Source organism: Mycobacterium sp. PSTR-4-N (assembly GCF_022348085.1).
Taxonomy (GTDB): domain Bacteria; phylum Actinomycetota; class Actinomycetes; order Mycobacteriales; family Mycobacteriaceae; genus Mycobacterium.
In genome coordinates, this window is sequence record NZ_JAKRFN010000005.1 from 210191 (window position 1) to 232659 (window position 22469).

General features: G+C 66.5%; 25 protein-coding genes and 1 pseudogene. 16 read left to right on the forward strand and 10 right to left on the reverse strand.

The window, feature by feature from the left end; all coding sequences use genetic code 11:
• Positions 1–76: 76 nt before the first annotated feature.
• The gene (locus MHN84_RS09680) at positions 77–1021 is read left to right on the forward strand and encodes an alpha/beta hydrolase (RefSeq protein ID WP_241204410.1); all 945 of its coding nucleotides are present in this window, start codon (positions 77–79) and stop codon (positions 1019–1021) included.
• Positions 1014–1922, forward strand: a complete 909-nt coding sequence (locus tag MHN84_RS09685) for an aldo/keto reductase (RefSeq protein ID WP_241204411.1) — start codon at positions 1014–1016, stop codon at positions 1920–1922. The genes MHN84_RS09680 and MHN84_RS09685 overlap by 8 nt, the downstream gene beginning before the upstream one ends.
• Here MHN84_RS09685 and MHN84_RS09690 read toward each other — a convergent pair.
• Entirely contained in the window at positions 1897–2727 is an 831-nt protein-coding gene (locus tag MHN84_RS09690; RefSeq protein ID WP_241204412.1) for a helix-turn-helix domain-containing protein, read from the reverse strand. The genes MHN84_RS09685 and MHN84_RS09690 overlap by 26 nt on opposite strands.
• 142 nt (positions 2728–2869) lie before the next feature.
• Between MHN84_RS09690 and MHN84_RS09695 the strand changes: the two genes are divergently transcribed.
• Positions 2870–4153 carry an MFS transporter gene (locus tag MHN84_RS09695; protein ID WP_241204413.1) on the forward strand — a complete coding sequence of 428 codons (1284 nt, stop codon included), beginning with the start codon at positions 2870–2872 and terminating at the stop codon, positions 4151–4153.
• Between the two features lie 88 nt (positions 4154–4241).
• Here MHN84_RS09695 and MHN84_RS09700 read toward each other — a convergent pair whose 3' ends face one another.
• On the reverse strand, positions 4242–4793 hold the full coding sequence (locus MHN84_RS09700) for a YaeQ family protein (RefSeq protein WP_241204414.1): 552 nt from the start codon (positions 4791–4793) through the stop codon (positions 4242–4244).
• Between the two features lie 84 nt (positions 4794–4877).
• Here MHN84_RS09700 and MHN84_RS09705 point away from each other — a divergent pair, with 84 nt between their 5' ends.
• The gene (locus MHN84_RS09705; RefSeq protein ID WP_241204415.1) at positions 4878–6320 is read left to right on the forward strand and encodes an HNH endonuclease signature motif containing protein; all 1443 of its coding nucleotides are present in this window, start codon (positions 4878–4880) and stop codon (positions 6318–6320) included.
• 65 nt (positions 6321–6385) lie between these two features.
• On the opposite strand, the gene MHN84_RS09710 is transcribed toward MHN84_RS09705, so the two are convergent.
• Positions 6386–7129 carry an SDR family NAD(P)-dependent oxidoreductase gene (locus MHN84_RS09710; protein ID WP_241204416.1) on the reverse strand — a complete coding sequence of 248 codons (744 nt, stop codon included), beginning with the start codon at positions 7127–7129 and terminating at the stop codon, positions 6386–6388.
• A 95-nt stretch (positions 7130–7224) separates the two neighbouring features.
• Here MHN84_RS09710 and MHN84_RS09715 point away from each other — a divergent pair, with 95 nt between their 5' ends.
• A complete protein-coding gene (locus tag MHN84_RS09715; protein WP_241204417.1) occupies positions 7225–7827 on the forward strand; it encodes a TetR/AcrR family transcriptional regulator in 603 nt (200 codons plus the stop codon).
• A gap of 2 nt (positions 7828–7829) precedes the next feature.
• Here MHN84_RS09715 and MHN84_RS09720 read toward each other — a convergent pair whose 3' ends face one another.
• Positions 7830–8669 carry an SDR family NAD(P)-dependent oxidoreductase gene (locus MHN84_RS09720; protein WP_241204418.1) on the reverse strand — a complete coding sequence of 280 codons (840 nt, stop codon included), beginning with the start codon at positions 8667–8669 and terminating at the stop codon, positions 7830–7832.
• On the reverse strand, positions 8666–9004 hold the full coding sequence (locus MHN84_RS09725) for a nuclear transport factor 2 family protein (protein WP_241204419.1): 339 nt from the start codon (positions 9002–9004) through the stop codon (positions 8666–8668). The genes MHN84_RS09720 and MHN84_RS09725 overlap by 4 nt, the downstream gene beginning before the upstream one ends.
• A 120-nt stretch (positions 9005–9124) precedes the next feature.
• On the opposite strand from MHN84_RS09725, the pseudogene MHN84_RS09730 reads away from it, so the two are divergent.
• Positions 9125–9951: pseudogene (locus MHN84_RS09730) on the forward strand (MerR family transcriptional regulator).
• A 28-nt stretch (positions 9952–9979) separates the two neighbouring features.
• Positions 9980–10810 (forward strand): acyl-CoA thioesterase domain-containing protein, encoded by an 831-nt coding sequence (locus tag MHN84_RS09735; protein ID WP_241204420.1) that lies wholly within the window; start codon positions 9980–9982, stop codon positions 10808–10810.
• A gap of 14 nt (positions 10811–10824) precedes the next feature.
• Here the strand turns inward: MHN84_RS09735 and MHN84_RS09740 are convergent, their stop codons facing one another.
• On the reverse strand, positions 10825–11946 hold the full coding sequence (locus MHN84_RS09740) for an ElyC/SanA/YdcF family protein (protein ID WP_241204421.1): 1122 nt from the start codon (positions 11944–11946) through the stop codon (positions 10825–10827).
• 58 nt (positions 11947–12004) lie between these two features.
• A complete protein-coding gene (locus tag MHN84_RS09745) occupies positions 12005–12766 on the reverse strand; it encodes an SDR family oxidoreductase (RefSeq protein ID WP_241204422.1) in 762 nt (253 codons plus the stop codon).
• Between the two features lie 109 nt (positions 12767–12875).
• On the opposite strand from MHN84_RS09745, the gene MHN84_RS09750 reads away from it, so the two are divergent.
• From MHN84_RS09750 to MHN84_RS09770, 5 genes are all read left to right on the forward strand, one after another.
• Positions 12876–13193 carry a helix-turn-helix transcriptional regulator gene (locus tag MHN84_RS09750; protein ID WP_241204423.1) on the forward strand — a complete coding sequence of 106 codons (318 nt, stop codon included), beginning with the start codon at positions 12876–12878 and terminating at the stop codon, positions 13191–13193.
• Positions 13174–13560: a VOC family protein gene (locus tag MHN84_RS09755; protein ID WP_241204424.1), complete on the forward strand. Its 387-nt coding sequence runs from the start codon at positions 13174–13176 to the stop codon at positions 13558–13560. Before MHN84_RS09750 ends, MHN84_RS09755 begins: the two co-directional genes overlap by 20 nt.
• A 66-nt stretch (positions 13561–13626) precedes the next feature.
• Positions 13627–14508 carry a glyoxalase III HchA gene (gene hchA / locus MHN84_RS09760; protein WP_241204425.1) on the forward strand — a complete coding sequence of 294 codons (882 nt, stop codon included), beginning with the start codon at positions 13627–13629 and terminating at the stop codon, positions 14506–14508.
• 79 nt (positions 14509–14587) lie between these two features.
• Positions 14588–15208 (forward strand): TetR/AcrR family transcriptional regulator, encoded by a 621-nt coding sequence (locus tag MHN84_RS09765; RefSeq protein ID WP_241204426.1) that lies wholly within the window; start codon positions 14588–14590, stop codon positions 15206–15208.
• Positions 15180–15839 carry a stage II sporulation protein M gene (locus MHN84_RS09770; protein ID WP_241204427.1) on the forward strand — a complete coding sequence of 220 codons (660 nt, stop codon included), beginning with the start codon at positions 15180–15182 and terminating at the stop codon, positions 15837–15839. The genes MHN84_RS09765 and MHN84_RS09770 overlap by 29 nt, the downstream gene beginning before the upstream one ends.
• Here the strand turns inward: MHN84_RS09770 and MHN84_RS09775 are convergent.
• Complete coding sequence (locus tag MHN84_RS09775; RefSeq protein WP_241204428.1) at positions 15834–16781, reverse strand: AraC family transcriptional regulator; 948 nt, start codon at positions 16779–16781, stop codon at positions 15834–15836. The two genes, MHN84_RS09770 and MHN84_RS09775, sit on opposite strands and share 6 nt — an antisense overlap.
• A gap of 82 nt (positions 16782–16863) precedes the next feature.
• Here MHN84_RS09775 and MHN84_RS09780 point away from each other — a divergent pair, with 82 nt between their 5' ends.
• Positions 16864–17295 carry a pyridoxamine 5'-phosphate oxidase family protein gene (locus MHN84_RS09780; RefSeq protein WP_241204429.1) on the forward strand — a complete coding sequence of 144 codons (432 nt, stop codon included), beginning with the start codon at positions 16864–16866 and terminating at the stop codon, positions 17293–17295.
• A 7-nt stretch (positions 17296–17302) separates the two neighbouring features.
• On the opposite strand, the gene MHN84_RS09785 is transcribed toward MHN84_RS09780, so the two are convergent.
• Both MHN84_RS09785 and MHN84_RS09790 read right to left on the reverse strand, forming a co-directional pair.
• Positions 17303–18283 carry a nitronate monooxygenase family protein gene (locus MHN84_RS09785; protein WP_241204430.1) on the reverse strand — a complete coding sequence of 327 codons (981 nt, stop codon included), beginning with the start codon at positions 18281–18283 and terminating at the stop codon, positions 17303–17305.
• A gap of 7 nt (positions 18284–18290) precedes the next feature.
• Positions 18291–18896, reverse strand: a complete 606-nt coding sequence (locus tag MHN84_RS09790) for a PadR family transcriptional regulator (RefSeq protein WP_241204431.1) — start codon at positions 18894–18896, stop codon at positions 18291–18293.
• A 135-nt stretch (positions 18897–19031) separates the two neighbouring features.
• Between MHN84_RS09790 and MHN84_RS09795 the strand changes: the two genes are divergently transcribed.
• The 3 genes from MHN84_RS09795 (at position 19032) to MHN84_RS09805 (ending at position 22464) form a co-directional block, all read left to right on the forward strand.
• A complete protein-coding gene (locus MHN84_RS09795) occupies positions 19032–20738 on the forward strand; it encodes a hypothetical protein (protein ID WP_241204432.1) in 1707 nt (568 codons plus the stop codon).
• A gap of 64 nt (positions 20739–20802) precedes the next feature.
• Positions 20803–21267, forward strand: a complete 465-nt coding sequence (gene arr / locus MHN84_RS09800) for an NAD(+)--rifampin ADP-ribosyltransferase (protein WP_255730193.1) — start codon at positions 20803–20805, stop codon at positions 21265–21267.
• A gap of 102 nt (positions 21268–21369) precedes the next feature.
• Positions 21370–22464 carry a glycoside hydrolase gene (locus MHN84_RS09805; RefSeq protein ID WP_241204567.1) on the forward strand — a complete coding sequence of 365 codons (1095 nt, stop codon included), beginning with the start codon at positions 21370–21372 and terminating at the stop codon, positions 22462–22464.
• The last annotated feature ends 5 nt before the right edge of the window (positions 22465–22469 follow it).

A 22469-nucleotide genomic window follows, 5' to 3' on the forward strand; every position in this document is an offset into this window, starting at 1 on the left:
CCGACTCGTACCCCCTTTCGATGCGGATGCCGGCACGACACTGGTCGACAGGCAGCGGATAGAAAGGGCGAAGACCGTGACCGCAGAGCGCGATGTCGAGATCCGCCACGGTCGGGCCATGGTGGACCCGAACGAGACCGTCCGTATCGGCTACACGCTCGTCACTCCGGCTGAACCCACGAAGACCGTCGTGCTGCTTCACGGCGCCCCCCAAACGCGGTACGAGTGGCGCAAAGTCATGCTGCCGCTGGCCGACGCCGGCTACCGGGTGATCATGCCCGACTATCGCGGCGCCGGTGCGTCTGACAAACCCCGTGACGGGTACGACAAGTGGACGATGGCCGGTGATGTCCACAGTCTCGTACACGAGATCCTGGGCGTGACGGAGCCCGTTTCGCTCGTCGGTCATGATCTGGGGTCGACCCTGGCTCTCGGTTACGCGCTGCGGTATCGCGATGATGTCGTGAGTGCCACGTTCATGGAGGCTCCGCTACCGGGCACCGCCTACTACGACTGGCGTGTAGCTCAGAAATCGGCGTGGCAGTTCGCCTTTCATGCCAACACCGACATCGCGGTCTACCTCACGCACGGGCGTGAACGGTGGTACATCAACCGATTCTTCGACGATCTCACCTACCAGCCGGATGCGATCTCCGACGACGATCTCGGCGTCTACGCCAGAGCGTTCGAAGCCCCGGGAGCCATGCGCGCGATGTGTGAGGTCTATCGAGAGCTCGACCGCGACGCCGAGGACAATCGCGCCGCGCTGCGGCAACGCGGCAAGCTCACCATTCCGGTGCTGGCCTCCGGCGGCGCCTCGAATCCCCTCGCCGGGAACTTTCGGGCGATGTGTGAAGAGATCGCCGATTCGGTGACGGATCAGCTCGTCCCGGACTGCGGCCACTGGATAGCCGAGGAACAGCCGATGTACTTCACCGGGATGTTCTGCGACTTCGATGCGGCCGCTCGAGGCGTGACGACAACAGCAACACAATCACATGGAGGTATGAGACATGGGTGAAGTGAACCCGCAGACGATCGAGATTGCCGGAAAATCGGTGTCGCGGTTGGGTTTCGGATCGATGCGATTCACCGGTCGCGGAATCTGGGGCGAGCCCCGCGACAGGGACGAATGTATCGCTGTGGCCCGTCGGGCGGTCGACCTCGGTGTCCAGTTCATCGACACCGCGGACTCCTATGGCCCGCACGTCGCCGAGCAGATCTTGCACGAGGCGCTGCACCCCTACCCTGATGACGTCGTGATCGCGACGAAGGCGGGCCTGACCCGGAACGGGCCGGACGTCATCGATACCGCATCAGGACCGAAGCGACTCGGGCCGGCCGCGTGGCCACCGGTGGGGCGGCCCGAATACCTGCGACAGCAGGTGCTGATGAGCATGCGGCGCTTGGGAGTCGACCAGATCGATCTCCTGCAGTTGCACAGGGTCGATCCCAAAGTGCCGTTGGCAGATCAGATCGGAGAGCTGAAGGCGCTCCGAGATGAGGGCAAGATCCGTGAGATCGGGATGTCGCAGTGCACAGTGGCCCAGCTCGACGAGGCGCGAGAGATCGTCGAGATCGTCAGTGTGCAGAGTCGGTTCAACGTCGTCGATCGCAGCGCCGGCGACATGTTGGAGGTGTGCGAACGCGATGGGCTCGCGTTCATTCCGTGGGCGCCGGTTGCGCAGGGTGGGCTCGACGCGGCGCACCAAGCCCTCGCGGACATCGCCCAGGCGCACCGGTGCACGATCAACCAAGCGGCGATCGCCTGGTTGTTGCATGTGTCGCCGGCGATGCTCGTCATCCCTGGCACGTCGCGTCGCACGCATCTGGAGGAGAACATGGCTGCCGCGGACATCCGGTTGACCCCGGATCAGATCGACGCCCTCAGCGCGGCTACGCCGATGCGGTCTGCGTCGTGAGCGGTTGCAGCGGGGCGACGGCGTCGGGGGCCGGACCGTTCTGCGCCGGGCAGTAGACGAACAGCCGCTGATCGGGTGCGTCGGCGACCTCGAGTGCCTCGAAGTGCAGGTGTAGCTCACCGGCTTGCGGATGGTGAAACACCTTGTCCTCACTGGCGCGCGGGCGTACGTGGTGCGTTGCCCACAGCTCGGCGAACACTGAACTCTGAGCTGAGATCTCATCGACCACCTCGGCGACACGGTCGTCGTTCGGAAATCGGGTCAGGCCTGCCCGTAGGTTGCCGACCACCTGCGTGGCCACCTGGTGCCAGTCCGTGTAGAAGTCAATGGCGGCAGGGTCGCAGAACACCATGCGCGCGAGGTTGTCGGTGTGGGTGAAGCCGCTGTACATCGCACGAGCAGCGGCGTTGAGCCTGAGGATGTTGAGGCCGAGATCGACGACGATTGCCGGCACGCGAAGACCGGAATCGATGAGAAGTTCGATCCCGGCCGAGACGTCGGTCGCGTGAGCGGGCAGCGCGATCGGCTGCGGATTCACGAGCGAGATGAGATAGGCCGTTGCGTGCGGATCGAGCCGAAGCGCGCGGGCGAGGGCACGAAGCACTTGGAGCGACGGTCGCTTTTCCCGACCCTGTTCGAGCCGTCGGTAGTAATCGGTGCTCAGTCCGGCAAGGAGAGCCAACTCCTCTCTGCGCAGACCCCGAACTCGCCGGCCGTCACCGGGAATCAGGCCGACGTCCTGTGGCGTGACCGCGTCGCGTCTCGCTCGCAAGAACGAGGAAAGCTCCGCCGATCGATCTGCCATGGCCTCATCCGTAACCGACAGCCCTGAAGCCGTCACATGATGGTCAACTGTAGAGGGTGTCGGACCTGCCGGCAGCCTCCCGGCCGACCAGGGGCCGAACGACGTCTGCCAAGCTGCTCGGTAGTCATTACCGAGGAGAGTGATGTCGACACCACAGGACACCGCGCCGCCCGCCGAGACCGCTCATTCGCCGACGCGAGCATGGACCGCAATCGTGGTGCTCGCTGTCGTGGGCACCCTGAATTACGTCGACCGCTTCCTGCCAGGAGTCCTGGCCGAACCGATCAAGCGAGATCTTGCGCTGTCTGACACCGCAATCGGCGTCATCAACGGGTTCGGATTCCTCATCGTGTACGCCGTCGTGGGCATTCTCATCGCGCGCGTCGCCGACCGCGGTGCCTTCGGTGCCGTCATCGCCGGGTGCCTGACGTTGTGGGGCGCGATGACCATGCTCGGTGGCGCGGTCCAGTCCGGGCTGCAGCTGGCGTTGACCCGCGTCGGTGTGGCCATCGGCGAGGCGGGCAGCACACCGGCTGCTCACGCCTACGTGGCTCGCAACTTCGTCGCCGACAAGAGATCGGCGCCGCTGGCGGTCACCACCATGGCGATCCCACTCGCCAGTGCCGCGAGCCTGCTCGGTGGCGGCCTACTCGCCGAAAACCTGGGGTGGCGAGCGGCTTTCGTGACCATGGGTGTCATCACCGTGCTCCTGGCGCCGGTGGTGCTCTGGGTGGTCGGAGTTCGTCAGACCCTGCCGACCCCGCCGCCGCGGCAGGACGTCAGCACGATGAGATGGTGGGAGCCCCTGCGCAAGCGCAGCTTCCTGGCGATGGTTGCCGGCACTGCGCTGGTGTCCGCGGCCGGATACTCGTTGACCACTTTCGCGCCGGCCTTCTTGATGCGGACCCGGGGAATGACCCTCGGCCAGGTCGGTGTCGAGTACGGTTTGGCCACCGGAGCGCTCGGGATTCTGGGGCTGCTCATCGTCGGCCGGATCTCCGACCGGTTGGCCGCACGCGACCCACGGTGGCTGCTGTGGATCGTGGTCATCCTCATCGCGGGCCTGCTGCCCGCGTCCGTACTGGCATTCATCGTCGAGAACCGTTGGTGGTGTGTCGGTTTCCTGGCTCTGTCCTATGTCATCGGCATCGCTTATCTTGCGCCCTCCATCGCCGCGATCCAGCGTGTGGTTCTTCCCGAACATCGCGCGACGGCGTCGGCGGTGTTCTTGTTCTTCAACGCGACGCTGGGTGCGGTCGGGCCGTTTGTCACTGGCGTGGTCAGCGACTCCCTGACGGCCGGGATGGGTTCCCAAGCACTGGGAAGGGCGTTGCTGATTCTCGTGCCCAGCATGCAGTTGGTGGCGATCGGGTGTTACGCGCTCGCCGCGAAACACTATCGGCGCGACATCATCGCGGAGGTATGAGCGCAGCGGGCGCTTGGTCAGCCGGCGCTGCCCCGGCATCGGTGAGGTCGACTCCCACGCGATGACCCGTGGGTCGTGGGGCCCACCATCACATCAGCGGTTCGGGGGTGAACGTGGCATCGACGTCGCCTACGGTCATCGTCACCTGCCCCTCGATCACCACGACCTGTCCCGTCACCCGCCGATCCACTGTCTGAGCCAACTGTTGCACCGGCTGATGCGGGATCTGCAGCACTGACAGGCTCGGCAGCCCCGCCACTTTGGGGCCGACGGTGCGCCACCAAGTGGCCACTCCCGCGGCGAACGGAAACAGGACCACCTGGTCGGCTTGGCCGGCCGCTTTGCCCAGGACGCGGTCGTCGGGTTGGCCCACGGCGATCCACTCCAGGATTCGGGCTGTGAAGTCGGCGAGCCGTAGGTCCGGTACGCCTGGGGTCGACAGACCCGGCCCGAACGTCAACTCGCCGTCGACATCGCTGAGTCGGTGTGCGCGAAGTCCAAACGCCAACAACCGCACCACCATTCGCTCCTCGGTCTCACTGGGGTGACGGGCCACCGTCAGCGAGTGATCGGCGTAGTAGCCGTGATCGACATCGGAGACGCCGAGGTCGACTTTGAACACGGTTGCAGAAAGTGCCACACCACAGCCTCGGTGATCGCTCGGCGCACCGCAAACGGCACGCTTGTCTGCCGCAGTTGTGAACCCCCACTTGTCGGGGGTCGAATGTATGTTCGAAGTATGTCGGAGGCGCGGGAGGCGGTGGCGGGGCTACGGGCCGCCGTCGATGCCGTGCTCGCCGCCGATCTCGATCTGTCGACCGCCGCGGAGATCACCGAGTTGCTCGACGAGCTCGAAGCCGCCGGCTGCCGCCTGCCTGCGGCGCGGCACCGCGCCCTGGCGCGGTTGCAGGAGGAGACGTCTGCGGTGCAGATGGGGGCCAAGAACTGGCGCGACGTCCTCGCGACCCGCTACCGGATCAGCGGGTCGGAGGCGCACCGCCGCCTGACCGAGGCCGCGTTGCTCGCCCCGCGGCGGTCGATCACCGGGACACCGCTGCCGCCGGTGCTCGCGGAGACCGCCTCCGCGCAGGCGCAGGGGCGGATCACCGGTGAGCATGTGGACATCATCCGCAAAGCCGTCGACAAGCTGCCCGGCTTCGTCGATACGACCACCCGCGAGCAGTTCGAAGCCGATGTAGTGCGCATCGCCGCCGGCGCCGGCCCGAAAGCCACCCACGACGCGGCGGAACTGGAACTGTTTTTGTTGGATCAGGACGGGCCCGAACCCGACGAAGCCGAACGCACCCGCAAACGCTCGCTGACGAAATCTCGGCAGGGGCGGGATGGGATGACGTCGTGGCGGGCGGAGTTGACGCCGGAGGCGGCGGCGGTGTGGGAAGCGATCTTCGCCCGCTACGCGGCGCCGGGCATGTGCAACCCCGACGATGACGAGCCGTGCACGTCGGGGACGCCGACGCAGGCGCAGATCGATGGTGATCATCGCAGCCTGGCCCAGCGCCAGCATGATGCGCTGGTCGCGGTTGGGCGGATCGCCCTGATGAGTGGTGAGTTGGGTCAGCTGAACGGGTTACCGGTGACGGTGATCGTGCGGACCACGCTGCAGGATTTGGAATCGCGCGTCGGGATCGGGACGACGGGTGGCGGTACTCGGCTGCCCATCAAGGACGTGATCCGGATGGGGGCGCACGCCTCCCATTATTTGGCGGTGTTCGACCGGGCCACCGGATCGGCGCTGGACCTGTTCCGCACCCGCAGGGTGGCGTCGGCGGCGCAGCGGATCATGTTGATCGCCCGCGACGGGGGCTGCACCAAACCCGGCTGCCCCGTCGGGGCATACGGCTGCCAGGTCCACCACGTCACCCAAGATTGGGCCCAGGGCGGGCTCACGAACATCGACGACCTCGGCCTGGCCTGCCCACCCGACAACCGCTCCGTCGGCGAGGGCGGCTGGACCACGTCGATGAACCCCCGCCACGACGTCGAATGGGCTCCGCCGCCGAACCTCGACACCGGCCAAACCCGCATCAACACCCACCACACCCCCGAACGACTCCTCCGACCACCCGAGGACGAGGAGCCCACACGAGGGGCGGCCGACCCGTCAGAACCCGGCGGACCCGCACCACCCGACAACCAGGTCGCCTGACGGCGCCGCCCCACTCCTCGTCGTCAGCCGGGATCTCGTTCGGCTGGTCCATGGTGACCGAACTGTCAGAACTGACTGACGCCACCGTCGACATACACTTCTGACCCCGTCATGTAGGAACTGGCGTCCGAGGCCAGGAAGGCGATGACAGCGCCGATTTCCTCCGCGCGGGCGCGGCGCTTCAGAGGCACAGTCGACGTCAAGTCGGACAGTGCGTCGTCGGCCCCGGTGAAAAGGTCTGCGAGCCCGGGTGTTTCGGTGAGTCCGGGAGCGACGACGTTGACGCGAATTCTGCGGTCGATGAGTTCGGCGGCCCATGTGCGAGCCAACGAGCGGATCGCGGCTTTCGACGCGGCGTACACGCTCGCCCCTGGAGCGGCCTTCACGTCGGCATTCGAACCGCACAGAATGATCGATGCTCCCTCGCGCAAGAACGGGAGCACGGTCTGCACGGCGAAGGTCACCCCGCCGACGTTGGTGTCGAAGATTCTCCTGTAGTGCTCCCAGGTGAGAGCGCCGAGTGTCGCGAATTCGTTGATGCCCGCATTCGCGAAAACGACATCCAACTGACGTCCCGAGGTCTCGATGGTGGCCGCCAGCGCCTGAAGATCCGCGTCCGAGGTGACATCCGCGCGCACGGGAGTCGCCTGTGCTGTGCCGATTTTCGAGACGGCCTGGTCGAGTGCGTCCTCGCGGCGCCCGACCAGGAACACGTGGGCCCCCTCATTCGCGAGCGCGCGCGCTGCGGCGAGGCCGATCCCGGACGTCGCTCCGGTGACGAGCGCGGTCTTCCCAGCAAGGTTCGGCATGGATCCTCCAGTTTTGTACCGATCGGTCGCAGCCGACGGTACCAGTTCTATACCGAACGGTAAAAAACGGCTGACTCCGGAATACAATCGGTCTAATGAGCGCAGGGCAACGGCACGCGGGAGGTCGACCGCGAGCCTTCGACGAGAACGACGCGCTCGATGCGGCCATCGAGGTGTTCTGGCGTCTCGGCTACGAGGGCGCATCTCTGACCGAGCTCACGCAGGCGATGGGTATCAACAAGCCGAGCCTGTATGCGGCGTACGGCAGTAAAGAAGAACTCTTCCTCCGTGCGCTGGAACGCTACAGGCAGTGCTATCACGGACATCTGAGTCAGTTGCTGGCTCAGCCCAACGCGTATGACGTGCTGGAGGCCTACCTCCGCGACACTGTCCGGGCCGTGCGCGCCGGCAGCGCGCTCGGATGCTTGTCCATTCAGGGCGGTATCTCCTGCGGGCCGGACAACGCCCACATACCGCAGATGCTCGCCGATTACCGCCGGGGGATCGAAGACGCGATCGCGAAAGCTCTTGCAGCGACCGAAGACGCCACGGCCATCGATGCCGCCTCACTGGCCGGTTATGCCGTCACGATCGGGCAGGGGCTTGCGGTCGACGCTGCGGCAGGAGTACCGCAGGGCCGGCTCGACGCCGCCGTCGACGTGGCGCTGGCCGGCCTGGCGGCAACACTCAAAAGGTAGGACTACTCGGGGAAATCGGCGCTACGCGAGAGCCTCTCGTTGGACCGGATATCGGCCAACGCGCCTTCGAGAGTGTCGACCACCGCATCGAATCCGCCGTTGCCCAGGACAAGTCGCCGAGGAGGCGGGTTCTGCGCCATGGCCGCGATCACCGCACGCGCACCTCGCCGCGGATCGCCCGGCTGCGCACCGTCCATCGCCGCGAAGGCAGCGCGCACCTGCTCGAGCATCTCGTGGTACTCCGAAACATGTTCCTCCACAGGTTCATCCGCGAATCCGGCGTACGCATTGGTGCGGAACGCCCCTGGCTCCACCGCCACCACCGAGATGCCCTGTGCCGCCACCTCATTGCGGAGCGCTTCGGTCACCGCCTCGACGGCGAACTTCGTCGCGCTGTAGTAACCGAACCCGGTCGCCGCGACCAACCCGGCCACCGACGACACGTTGACGATCCAGCCGTTGCCGCGGGCGCGCATGCCCGGCAGCACCGCCCGCGTCACCGACAGCACCGCGAAGAAGTTCAGCTCGAACATGGTGCGCACCGTGGACTCGTCCATCGCTTCGATCGACCCGAACCATCCGCGGCCGGCGTTGTTGACCACCACGTCGATGCCGCCGAAATGCTTCTCGACGGTCTGCACTGCGTGCCGCACCTGAGCGGCGTCGGTGACATCCAGCGACACCACGAGAACCCGGTCCCCGTATTGCTCGGCCCGCGCGGCCAGCTCCTGCGGCCGGCGAGAGGTCAGCCCCACGCGGTCGCCGGTCTCGAGCGCCGCCTCGGCGAACGCCACCCCGAGCCCGCCGGGCGTGCCTCCTGTGATGAACCAGCGGCGCGTCACGGCTCGATCACCACCCGGCTGATCAGAGTTCCGTCCAGCGTGAACCGGTAGGTGAGATCGGCGACACCGCCGGGAAAGTCGCCCTCGAGGTGTTGCCCGACCTCCACGCCCGCCTCTGTCGTCGTCGCGCCGGTGAACTCAGTGGTGTAGGTGTATTCGCTGGCCGCAGTCGCGATCCACGTCCCGATCATGTCGTGTCCCGCGTGATCGTGACCCTCGTCGGTCACCACGGCATCGGTGGTCAGTGTGGCCAGCGCACGGTCCACCTGGCGGGCGTCGAGTGCGGTCATGAATGTGGTGATGGTGTCCGGGAGTGCGTCCCATGCAGTTGTCATGAGACGACCGTGGACCTTCCCCTACGGGGAGGGTCAAGCCGACGATCCGACGTTGACCTTGCCCCTACGGGAAGCTGCAGAATCGTCCTGGGTGACGGCCGAACCGCGAAGGAGGACGCCATGGGTGCACAGGTGTCGATCGGTGACTTCTCGCTGATGACGAGTCTCAGCAGGAAGGCCCTGCGGCACTATCACGATGTCGGAATTCTCGAACCCACCCACATCGATCCCCATACCGGTTACCGCTTCTACGACACCAGTCAGGTCGACCACGCCCACATCATCCGGCGGTTCCGCTCGCTCGGCATGTCCATTCCCGACATCAAAGCGCTGCTGAGCACCGACGACGCCATGGCCCGAACCGAGATCATCACCACACACCTCGAGCAGATGGAGCAGCAGCTACAGCAGACTCGTGAAACCGTGAGCGCGCTGCGCGAACTCCTCGCCCCGGTGGACGTCTCCGCCGCCGTGGAGGTGCGGCAGGAACCGGCACTCGCGGTCTGGTCGGTCAGTGCGGTCATCGACATCGACGACATCGACACCTGGTTCGTGGGGACGCTGTCGAGGCTCGGGGATGCGCTGTCAACGGCCACCGGCGGCCGTGACGCCACTTTCTACGGTGGCCTCTACGAACGGGCCCTGTTCAGTGAATCCCACGGTGAAGCAACCCTGTTCGTCCCTGCGCCGATTCGGCGTCCGCACCGCGGGGCGTCCGCGGCCACGTGCTCCCGCGCGCGGACTACGCGGTGCTCACCCACACCGGCGATCACGAAGGGATCGACCGCACGTATGCGGCTCTGGGGACGTATGCCAACGAACGATTGATCAGCGGTCAGGGACCGACCCGCGAGCACTATCTCGGAGGATCACTGTCCGAGCCAGCGAGTTTCGTCGCGACCGAGATCTACTGGCCTATTTTTCGGACGACGGCGTCGGTCGAGTGAGCGTCGTCGGGCGCTATCGTCAGGCGCGATGAGCACCCGAGCGTTCTTCGCGTTGACCACAGACGACGCCGGCCGCGAGGCCTTCGAGCCCACACCCTGGGCGCGCGGTCCGTGGGGCGACACCGTCAGCGGCAACTATCTCGGTGGCCTGCTGGGCCTCATCGGTGAGCGTGATGTCGCGGACCAGACGGCCGGCATGCATCCGGCTCGGTTGACCGTGGACCTGATGAGGCCCGCGGCGATGACGCCCGTGTCGGTGACCACCGACGTCGTCCGGGCGGGGCGCCGCCTCCTTCTGGCCGACGTGGTGATGACCCAGGACGGTAAGTCGATCGCGCGAGCGAGTCTCCTCTATCTGCGCCCGGGTGAGCAGCCGTCGGCTCCGCGTTGGTCGGCCGAGGTGCACATGCCGCCGCTGCCGGCGATGCCGGACACGATTCCCGACGAGGCGCCGATGCTGATGTTCACCGCGGGGCGGGACGACGCAAGCCCCCATGACGGTCTGGCGGCGTGGGCGCACAGCGGCCCGAAGTACGTATGGTTTCACGATCTGCTGCCGATCGTCGACGCGTTGCCCAAGACTCCCTTCGGATCCGCGGCGATGGCGGGTGACGTGTCGAGCTCGCTGACGGGCTTCGGCCCGGACGGCCTGCCGTTCATCAATGCCGACTACACGGTGTCTCTGAGCCGACTTCCGCGGGGGCGGTTCATCGGCTTGGCCGCCCTGACACACCACAGCCATGACGGGATAGCAACGGGAACAGCGCTTCTCGTCGACGAAGTGGGGCCAATCGGAACAGCCTCCGCCACCGCGCTGGTCAATCCCGGCTTTTCTCCTCCGAACCTCCCACTGTCCTGACCGCGCGTCATGGGCTACTGCCGGAGCAGCGGCGCACTGCGGTAGCTCCACATGCCTATCGAACTGAACGCGTCGCGGTAGATCGAGAGAAGCTCATCGGGACCTGCGGTGGCGAGTTCGGCGAGCGGCTTGTCGGCACTTCCGCTGCCCGAGAAGGGAAAGTCGTTTCCCAGGGTGTCGGCGGCGGCCAACTGGAACACCGTCAACGCGCGGCGAACATGACTGGCCGAACTGATGATCAGCGCGTGCGTCGCTCGCACACTGGCGAGCACCTCCACACCGTAGGAAGCGTTCTCGACCGTGGAACGCGCGAAGTTCTCGTCGTGAATGCGATCGCCTGCGACACCGTTGTCGACGAGCCACTCTTTCATCGACTCGCCTTCGGTGCGACCTGACTGCTCGACGCCGCCGGTGACGATGATGGGAGCAGCCGGCCAACGCTCCGCCGCCGCCTTTGTCTGCTGGAGACGAGCGATCAAGATGTCGTCCATCGATCCGTCGTCGTGCAACGCATACCCCAGCGTCACGATGGCGAGCCCTGGCCCCGGCAGCGCCGGAAGGGCATCGGTCAGGGGTGTCGACACCTTCTCATCGATCGTCGCGAACATCGCAGTCAACTGCTCGGCGCGTGCGGGATCCAGCGCCCGGATCTGATCGACGTAGTTGTCGGCCTCGGCTCGGCGGCCGAGATACCGGGACCAGCCGGCCAGATACGACTGTGCGTCAACATCATTCGGGGCGGTATCGAGGGCCTGCTTGTAGAGCGCGACGGCAGCGTCGACGTCCTTGCGGGCGATCTGGGCGGATGCGGCACTGAAGAGGAGGTCGTTGCGGTAGGGGGCGAGATCGTGCGCTTGCATCAAGCGGTCGGCAACGATCGACATGTTGTCCACGGTCTTGTCGGTGTTGCCGGCCGACGACGTTCTCGCCGGCGCGTCGAATGCTTCTTCTGCTTCGTCGAGTAGTTTCTCGACTCTGTCGTGCGTGCTCCCGCGTTCCGCCGAGCTCGCCTGCGTCTGCGAGGTGGGTGTCGAGGGCGTGGGCGGGTCGGTGCGGTCGTTGGCGCAGGCCGCGCCGCCGAGGACGACGGCGGCGGCAGACATGACCAGCACTACGCGCGAGAGTGATCGATCCATGACAAGGTCCCCCTGGCGATCGGCTGTGACCCCCACCGTAGGCGATCAAGCCGGGTGGTCAGCGGCGTGACAACCAGTCCTCGAGCCGCGTGGTGCCCAGTTCGGCATCGTCGCCCGTGACGAGCGTCGTGTAATCGATCGACAGCCCGCTGTAGGTGGCGCACGGATCGTCGATGGCGTCGAGCGCTCGACCCTGATGCCGCATGACGACACGAGCCATGTCGGCGAAGGACATCTTCTCTGGCCCGCCGACGTGGTGGACAGCATTGAGCGGCCGGCTGGTCGCGATGCGGGCCAGTATCGCCGTCACCTCGGTGGAGTCGATGGTTTGTATCAGGGCCACCGGTGCCCGGACGACGTCGTCGGCGACGAGGGATTCGGTGATCGGTTCGGCGAGCTCGTGGAACTGGGTGGCGCGCAGGATCGTCCAGGGAATGCCGGCTTTCCCCGGCGCCCGCTCCTGCGCCACCTTGCCTCGGATGTACCCGGATTGGTCGGCCATCAGGTCCGCACCGACGATCGACAGGACAACATAGTGGCCGACACCCGCCCGTGCTGCGGCGGCGGACAGGTTGGCCGAAGCTCGTTCGAAGAACGCCTCGGCGGAATCGTCCGGCGTCGCGGAGTTGCTCACGTCGATGACGACGTCCGCGCCGGACAGGGCCGCGTCCAGACCGTCACCGGTGAGCAGATCGGTTCCCGTCGCCCGAGATGCCTGCGTGACCTCGTGCCCGCGGTCGCTGAGCACGGGGACCAATCGGCGGCCGATCAATCCGGTCGCGCCGATGACGGTGATCTTCTTCGGGGTCTCGGTGGGCACGCCGGCCACGTTGCCAGCGGAGATGGCGACGCGCCCCCTGGAAACCTCGTGGTTGCTCCGCGGCGCAGACCATTGAGATGCAAGTGATCACTTGCCTAACGTGGAGAGTGTGGGCGATGTCTTCAAGGCGTTGGCCGATCCCACGCGACGGACGATCCTCGACGAGCTCACCGACCGCAACGGGCAGACGCTGTTCGAGATCTGCGCACGCTTGGCGTCCAAGCACGGCCTCGGTTCGTCGCGTCAGGCGATCTCCCAACACCTCGATGTTCTCGAGGCCGCGGGACTGGTGACCACGCGACGCGAGGGCCGCTTCAAGTACCACGACATCGACACCACGCCGCTGGAACCGATCGTCGAGCGATGGCTGACCAAGCCGGGCCCGACACCGACGACAAGGAATCGACATGAGGATCACCCTGACTAGCGTTTTCGTCGACGAGCAGGACAAGGCCCTGAAGTTCTACACCGAAGTGCTTGGCTTTCAAGCCAAACACGACATACCGATGGGCGAGCACCGGTGGATCACGGTGGTGTCACCGGAGGAGCCCGGGGGCGCCGAAGTCGTGCTCGAACCGGACAGTCACCCCGCGGTGACGCCGTTCAGAGAAGCGCTCGCGGCCGACGGCATCCCGTTCACCTCATTCGCTGTCGACGACGTCCACGCCGAATACGAGCGGCTCCGTGCGCTCGGGGTCTCCTTCACACAAGAGCCGACGGCCATGGGACCCGTGACGACGGCCGTTCTCGACGACACCTGCGGCAACCTGATCCAGATCCACCAGATGAGTTAGCCCATCAGCCTTGCGATCGATGGCCACTTCCCGAACAGTTGAAGAATCGACGGGAAGGGTTGACCGATGACCACCACCAGTGATGGCGTGAGCCGCGAGCCCCGCCCCGACGAGGCCGAAGACAACGCGTTTTTTCCTTCGCCGTATTCGTTGACTCGATACGTTCCACCCCGGACCGACTTCAACGGGGTCGAGCACCAGGGCGCCTATACCGGGGGCCGATGGAAGATCTTGACGATAGCCGCTGAGGAACGCTACCTCTTGTGCAAGAACGGAAAACTGTTCTCCACCGGAAACCACCCCGTGGAAACACTTCTGCCGCTTCATCATCTGATGGAGGCGGGTTTCGAGGTCGAGATCGCCACGGTCACCGGCTACCCGGCCAAGCTGGAGCTGTGGGCGTTGCCGGCCGAGGATCAGACCGTCGCGCACGCCCATGAGGCACTGAAGCCGAAACTCAAGCAGCCCAAGAAGCTCTCCGACGTCGTCGCCGATGAACTCGGCGAAGACTCCGACTACCTCGCAGTGTTCATCCCCGGCGGGCACGGAGCGCTCATCGGGCTGCCGGACTCCGAGCTGGTGGCCGAAGCTCTGGACTGGGCGCTGAACCGCGAGAGATACATCATCACGTTGTGCCACGGACCGGCCGCGCTGTTGGCGGTCGGCCAGAACGGTCGTCGGTCACCCTTCGCGGGTTACTCGATGTGCGTGTTCCCCGATGCCCTCGACGAGGGAGCCAACGTCGACATGGGATACATCCCCGGACATCTGCAATGGCTGTTGGCCGAATCTCTGAAGGCGCAGGGCATTACGGTCCTCAACGACGACATGACCGGCAAGGTGCATCAGGATCGGAAGTTGCTCAGCGGGGACAGTCCCCTGGCGGCCAACAATCTCGGTCTCCTTGCCGCCGACGTCCTGGTGAAGGCGGCAGCCACGGCGCGCTGACGGCGCACCGCACCGCACGACGGCAGAATCGCCCGGCACTAGTACAGTGTGCTAGAAAGGTGGGCGGAGGTGCCGCTGGATGCCAGATTCCGTCACACACAGCACGCGAGACAAGATCCTGATCGCCGCGGCGACCATGCTCGGCGAGAATCCGACCTCGCGCTTGAGCGTGCGTGCAGTCGCTGCGCGCGCCGGCGTCAGCGTCGGCTCGCTGCGCCATTTCTTTCCGACCCAGCAAGAGTTGATCGACACGGTCGTCGCCGCCTTGTACGACCTCGACATCCCGGACGACCCCATGCACGACACCGCCGTCCCTCCGGCCGAGCGGCTGCTGGCCTGCCTGCAACTGCTGCTCTCCCAAGTGGGCACGGGTGATCGGGCGCGCCAGTACATACGAGCACTGCACGACGCGTACGTCGTCTCGCCGCCGTCGGAGGACGCGACCCATTCGTTTCTTGCGCTCGAGCGGCTGAACCTGCACCAGATTGCCAAGTGGCTCAGGGTGTTACGAGACGAACAGGCCCTTGCTGCGGATGACCTCGACATCGCGGCGCGATTCCTCGGCACCGTGGTCAACGGCCTCTCGCTCGAGCGCGCGCTTCCGGGCGACCGCGGGCGACTCCCCTTCGAGGCGATGACTCTGCGCATCGCCGTCGCCAGCATACTGAGGGATGAAAATGCGCATGTCGAAAAGCGTTGACCGACAGAGGATGTCCGGGTGGCGTCCGGTCCGGGTCGCCATGGACAACCGCCGGGTGTACCTGGGGCTGAATGTAGCCACCTACGGTCTGGTTCTGGCGGGGTTCGGCGCCGGGCTCGTGTTCCCGGGGTTACAGCACGGCCAGCAGGTGCGGTTGGAACAAGACGGCACGGCAGAGCTCGTCCTGTCGATCTTCCACAATCCCTGGCTGTTCGCCTTCGTCATCCTGGCCGTGAACACCCTGAAGCTCAGCCTGATGACGATCGTCGTTCCGTCCCTGATCGTGCCGTTCGCCGGAATGGCGTTGTTCGCGTACTGGGCCGCGCAGACGGGAGCGGCTCTCGCACCAGCGAGCGATATCGGCTGGGTCGCTCTGATCCCTCACTCCGTCACACTGCTCATCGAGCTCCAGGCGTACATCCTCCTGGTGCTCGGGGCATTTTTGTTGGGCAGGGCGTGGATACGCCCTGAAAACGTTGGCGCGCAGACTCATCGAGGTGGCTACCTCGGCGGGTTGAGACAGCTCGGGTGGCTTGCGATGCCGGCGGCCGGCTTGCTGGTCGTAGGCGCACTGTACGAGGCGTTCTCGCTCCGGTACCTGCTCAATCCGCTGGCACAGTGGTTGTTATGAGCGGCGCAGCGCGTCCCGCCGGAAGTCCCGCGGGTTGACGCCCCGCACCCGCTTGAACGCCGTACTGAACGCGAAGGGGTCGGTGTAGCCGACTGAGCGGCCCACGTCGGCGATCGACAGGCTGGGTTCGTCGGTCAGCCGGTCCACCGCGAGGGCCATCCGCCAACGGGTCAGATACGTGAGCGGAGCTTCCCCCATCTGATCGGCGAAACGTTTTGCGAGAGTGGATCGCGACACCCCGATGCGTTCGGCCAGGGTCGCCACCGTCCATGGCGCCGCCGGATCGGAGTGCAGAAGGCGCAGTGCGTCACCCACCACCGGATCGCGCTGAGCCACCCACCAGGCCGGTGGCTCACCGCCGGGCCGGTCGAACCACCCGCGGATGGTGCACACCAGCATCCAGTCGAGGAGTCGGTCGAGCACCACTTGCTGTCCCGGCGCATCCACGGCGACCTCCTGGGCGAGATGATCGAGTACAGCGTCGCCGGTCGCGTCGGCGCCGGCGTGCACGATCACGGGCAAGGCATCCAGCAGCCGCCGGCTGATCTCTCCGCGCAGGGGATACGCACCGACGATCAAAGTGGTTGCGCCGGAATCTGTGTGAGGCTCAGCCCACCCCAGGCGGTGGCGGGTTCCACCCTGCTCGGGGGTCGCGCAGAACTCACCGCAGGCCATCGGCTCGGCCGGCGTGTCGAGCGCGTCGACGAACGTGAACGTGCCGGGGCCGCGCACGACGACCGTCTCATGGGAGTCGATGCGTTGCGGCGCGGCGTTCTCGGGGACGATCCACCCGCCCGAAGAGGACGGCGGGCCGAGGACCGCGCACAGAGTCAGCGGTGCACCGTCGACGAAGTGCAGCGACCACGGCGGCGTGAGGACAGAATTGCCGAATAGCGATCCGTGCGCCCGTACGCCGCGAAAGAGATCACCGAATGCGTCCATGACGCCGACGATAGAGGATCGCAAAGGAATTCCGGATCACAACCCATGTACTCGTCCGACTGGCCGAGGTTGAATCATGGGCATGACCGATTCGACCGGCTCCTGCTTCACGGACGACGATCTGCGCCTGCTGCGCCGCCCCCTCTACGGGTTCCTGTCCACCGCCGAGGGGACGCGGCCGCCACAACCACGACCCGTGTGGTTCGAGGTGACCGAGACGGGGGACATTGCGCTGTTCAGCGCACCGGACACCACTCGGGTACGCCGGCTTCGCCGGGACCCCCGCGCGTCGCTGGTGGTGACCGCTCCCGTCGGTGAGCGGGAACAGTGGGTGGCGGTGACGGGCACGGCGACAGTGGTCGACGACGGGGCGCGCGCCCTGCTCGAGCGACTCGCGCCGCGCTACTGGGACCTCCGGGATCCCCGTCGCGCAGAGGATCTCGCGACGATGATGAGCGAGAAGTGGGTGCGGATCGTCATCCATCCGGAGAAGGTCCATCGCTACGCGATGTGAACCCGTGTCACACTGCTGTCAGCTCCTCGGCGATCAGCCGGGTGCGCGCGGCGGTGTACTCCTCGCTCAAGCGTGACACCAACTCTGCCGTGGACACCACCTCGCGGATGGCGCCGATACCCTGCCCGGCGCCCCAGATGTCCTTCCACGCCTTGGCATCGGTGTTCCCGCCCGAACCGAAATCCATTGTCGAGGGGTCGGATTGGGGCAAGTTGTCGGGATCCAGACCGGCCGCCTCGATGGAGCCGCGCAGATAGTTGCCGTGCACACCGGTGAAGAGGTTCGAGTACACGATGTCGCTTGCACCGCTGGCGGCGATCATGTCCTTGTAGGCGGCCTCGGTGCGCGCCTCCGTCGTCGCCAGGAAGGCTGAACCGATGTACGCGAGATCGGCGCCGGCGGCTTGAGCGGCCAAAATGGAGCGGCCGTGTCCGATGGCACCGGAGAGCAGGAGAGGTCCGTCGAACCAGGCGCGGATCTCCTGCACCAGTGCGAACGGCGAGATGGTGCCGGCGTGCCCACCTGCTCCCGCGGCGACGGCGATCAGGCCGTCAGCGCCTTTGTCGATGGCCTTGCGCGCGAACGTGTCGTTGATGACGTCGTGCAGCACGATGCCGCCGTAGGAGTGGATGGCGTCGTTGACGTCCGCGCGAGCGCCCAGCGAGGTGATCACGATGGGGACCTCGAAGTCGATGCACGCCTGGACGTCCTCGTCGAGACGCGCGTTCGATTTGTGGACGATCTGGTTCACGGCGAAGGGTGCCGTCACGAGGTCGGGATGGTCACGGCGCCGGGCGTCCAACGCTGTGGTGATCTGTTCCAGCCACTCGCGCACCGCCGGGGCCGGTCGGGCGTTGAGTGCGGGGAAGGATCCGACGACGCCGGCGCTGCACTGTGCGATCACCAATTCCGGCCCGGAGCACAGGAACAAGGGGGCCGCGACGGCGGGAAGTGCGAGGTTGTCACGCAAGATCTCGGGTAAAGCCATGGGGCAGTCACTTTCGCTCGGGTTGCACTGTCGTGGGGGATGATTCGTCGTGTCCTGGACGCGGGGAAGCCAGTTCGTCTGCGGTCTCGGCGATCTCGCGCCAGAAGGCGATCGAGGCTTTCTCGATCATCTGGCCCGCCCGCAACGTCGCCAGGGGGTAGCCGAGGCCGGGCCGATCCTGGTAGCGGCGCTGCAAGTCGGTGTAGTACGCCAATCGGGTCTTGCGTTCCACGATCTGGTTCTCGGCGAGCTCACGCATGCTCGCGGGATCGGCGAGCTCGCCGAAATGGAGTTTCAGCAGCGCCTCGTCATGCAACTCCGACGGCTGTGAGGTACCTGGGTCGCGCAGCCAGTTTCTCAGGCAGTCAAGGCCAACCGGTGTGATCGTGAAGAACTGGCGACGTCGGCCGCCGTCTTCTGTTTCGGAGTGCAGCAGGCCGCAGTCCTCGAGTCGGCGCGGTTCGCGATACAGCGTCGCGTGCTGGAGGGGCCACAGGTAGGCGATGGATTCAGCGACGTACTGCTTGAGCTGATACGAGGTGGTGGGGCCACGCACGGCGACGACGCCCAGCACCACGTAGGAGAGCTGGTTGAGCCGGGAGCCCTCGGTCATGCATGCGACCGTATCATTGATACGGTCACTCCCGAAAAATGACCAGATTCTGATTTGTGTCTATTCGACCCGCGAGCCGCCCTATGGTGTCGACGACTGCAATGACGCGGGCGTCAATATCGAGGTGGGAGTCGAATGTCGCAACTGTCAGCGTGGATGGGTGCCGGTGTGGTGGCCGCGGGGATGTCCGCGGCGATGATCGCGGGTGCCGATGCGGCGTCGGCGGACACGGGTTCTGACACGGGAGGTGCCTCGAGCAGTGCCTCCGAGACAACCCACCGTGGCCCCCGTGCGTCGCATGACTCGGCCACGGAGGCCACGAAGACGGACTCCGAGACGAGGGACGCCGATCAGGACACCCGTGTCACTGACACCGACAGAGCCCACGCGGACGACACGGACACAGAAGGCGAGGACACCGACACAGACGTAGCCGACGTGGCTGCCGACGTGGATGCCGACGACGACGGCGCAGATGACACAGACGCCGACGACGAAGACACAGACATCGATGACGCACGCGCCGCGGATGCCTCTGACGCGGTGGACGACGTCGTTGCTCCCGAGTCGGAGTCAGAGCCCGAGCCGGCCGATGGAGTGCCGGCCGATACGGTGATCGATGACGCGCCCCTGGCGCCACGTGTCAACGCACGAACGATCGCGTACGAGACGACAGCACAGCGTGTTTCACCGGATCGCCCCGCAGCGCTGGTGTCCGCGCCGGAGCGCCGGACCCTCGAGGAGGTCATCCAGTCCCTGGTGACAGAGATCGTCGGAGCGGCGATCCGCGTCGTCGCCGGACCGCCGGTGGTACCGCCGGGCGTGGACGTCACCGTGCGCAGCTCGCGGTTGGAGATCACCGATGGCCGCTTCGTTCGAGCGGACTGGTACTACCCCGACGGCGACGAACTGCCGGAGCGGTTCATCTATCTGCAGCACGGCTACCGGGGTGTGGGCGCGATGTACAGCTACACCGCGTCGTGGCTGGCCGAGCGCACCAACAGCATCGTCGTCGTCCCGACGCTGTCATCCAATCCCTATGTGCGCGACGGTTTCTGGCTCGGCGATGATCAGGTGTACCGCGCGACCGCGCAGCTGCTGCTCGGTGATCGTGACGCACTGACGGCCAGCGCGGTGGCTGCAGGCTTCGCCAAGCGCTACGGCGCGACCGCCGCGCTGCCGGACCGGTTCGCGTTGGTCGGCCACTCGCTGGGCGCGGGTGTGGCCGCAGGTGCGGCCGGTTACTACGCCGAAGCCGTCGTCGCCGGCGGGGCGACCAACCACCTCGTGGGGATCATGACCCTCGACGGCGCACCGCCGGGGACGGTGCTGGCGGACGCGCTGGACAAGCTCGAGGGTCTGGACACCTACATCCCGGTGTTCGAGCTCGGCGCGCCCAGGGAGGACGGCTCGCCCCGCCGTGTCGACCAAGCACTCAACGAGCACCGGCCGGGACACTTCAACGGGGTGGTGCTGGACAACGGGCAGCATCTGGATTCGATGCAGGGCGGCAGCCGGGCCATCCAGCTCATCTCCTATCTCAATCAGGGTTTCCCGACCGAGCAGAACAAGTCGGCCGCCCAGACCCTGATGGCGGGCTGGCTGAACGACATCTTCGCGGGCCGCATCGACCCGTCGACGGGAGCGTGTGCGGGCGGCGGTTGCGCGGGGATCTACGGCGCGCCCGGCGCGGAGATCACCGTCGCGACGCCGGCCGGTGCTGCCACCGGCACGGTCATCGGTACCTCGATTGCTGTGGCGAGGACCGATTTCCGCCCGGCTCCGGTCACGTCGTTGGTGTCGCGGCGATCGGCGTCGGTGCGCCTGGCCATCGCGGGGTGATCGAACCTCCCACCTCAGGTTAAGCGAGCGTAGGGGGCTTGCGGCAAGACCCCGGTGCTCCGGCATGCTGGCGCGGCCCCTGTCCCTTGCTCGGAAGGATCGCCCAGTGGCTCCACCTCTCGAGAACGGCCCGTTCTTTCACGGCACGATCGCGGACCTGACAGTCGGCGACCTGCTGACCGCCGGGAGACCGTCCAACTACCGCCCCGAAATCATGATGAACCACATCTACTTCACCGCGCTGGTCGACGGCGCGGGGTTGGCTGCCGAGATCGCCGCGGAACTGGCGGACGGGTCGCCGACGCCTCGGGTCTACGAGGTCGAACCGACGGGGGAGTTCGAGGACGACCCGAATGTGACCGACAAGAAGTTCCCCGGGAATCCGACCCGCTCGTACCGCAGCACCGCTCCGCTGCGGGTGGTCGCCGAGGTCACCGAATGGCAGCGGTTGACTCCAGAGCAGCTGCAGATGTGGCGGGAGCGGCTGTCGGTGCTGCTCGCCGACGAGGGTGCCGAGATCATCAACTGAGCGCTGTCCGGACTGGACACGGTTGACGGCAGTTCGTAGCCTGTGCCGGGACATCGACCGCGTGGCGGGCCACACCATCGACGAAGGATCGTGAGAATCCGCATGACCGGGATGCGCCATTCCTTCCGGCAGACGCTCACCGCCATTGCCGGCGCCGTGCTGGTGGCCGCGACGATCGGTCCCGCCCACGCCGATCCCGCGGGCGACGCGCTGGCCGCCCTGAACGAGCTGTCGCAGCAGGCGGTTGCGAGTCGGGAGGCCGTGACCGCGGCTCAGCGGGACGCCGATGCCAAGCAGGCCGAGCTCGTTGCCGCCGAGGATCGCGGGCGCGCCGACCGGGCTGCGCTGGAGGCGGCGAACACCCAGCTCGCGCCGCTGCAGGATGCGGTGGACCGCCTCGCGGCGATGACGTACACGAGCGGCGGCGACAGTCAGATGGCGACGGTGCTCACCGCGCCGTCCCCGCAACGCCTCATCGATCGCCTGTCGCTGCAGCACCTGCTGGACGCGACGACGACTGCACAGGTGCGGTCGTATCGGCAGACACGCCAACAGGCAGAGGCCGCTGCCCGGGCCTCCGAGCGCTCGGCCGCCGAGGCCCGCGCAGCGGCGGACCGCGCCGCAGCGATCCGAGCGGAACTGCAAGCCAAATGGCAGGACCTCCTGCGGCGGATCGCGGCTGCGGAGAAGCAGTACGCGGCACTCACCCCGCAGCAGCAAGCGGTCATCGACGCTGCGGTTCCGCCCCCACCGCCGGCCGCGCCTCCCGTACCTCAGGACCCGGCTGTCGTCGCGATGCCCGGTCTGCCACCCGGCGACCTCGCCCCGCCGCCCGAGATCTCCGACGCCCTTCCGGTCGGCGTCGCCAATGAGGCCGGGCTACAACCCAATACGATCCTGGCCGCGCGAGCTGTCAGCGCTCAGTTCCCGCAGATCTCCACCATCGACGGGGTGCGGCCGGACTCGAAACCCTGGCATCCGAGGGGCCTCGCGATCGACATCATGATCCCCAATCCCGACAGTCCCGAAGGCATCGCGCTCGGCGACCAGATCCGGGCGTTCGCACTCGCGAACGCGTCGCGCTTCGGCTTGCAGGACGTGATCTGGCGCGGCACGTACTACACCCCGGCAGGCCCTCAGGCGTCCGGATATGGTCACTACGACCACGTCCACATCACCACCACGCCGCGGGGCTGAACGCT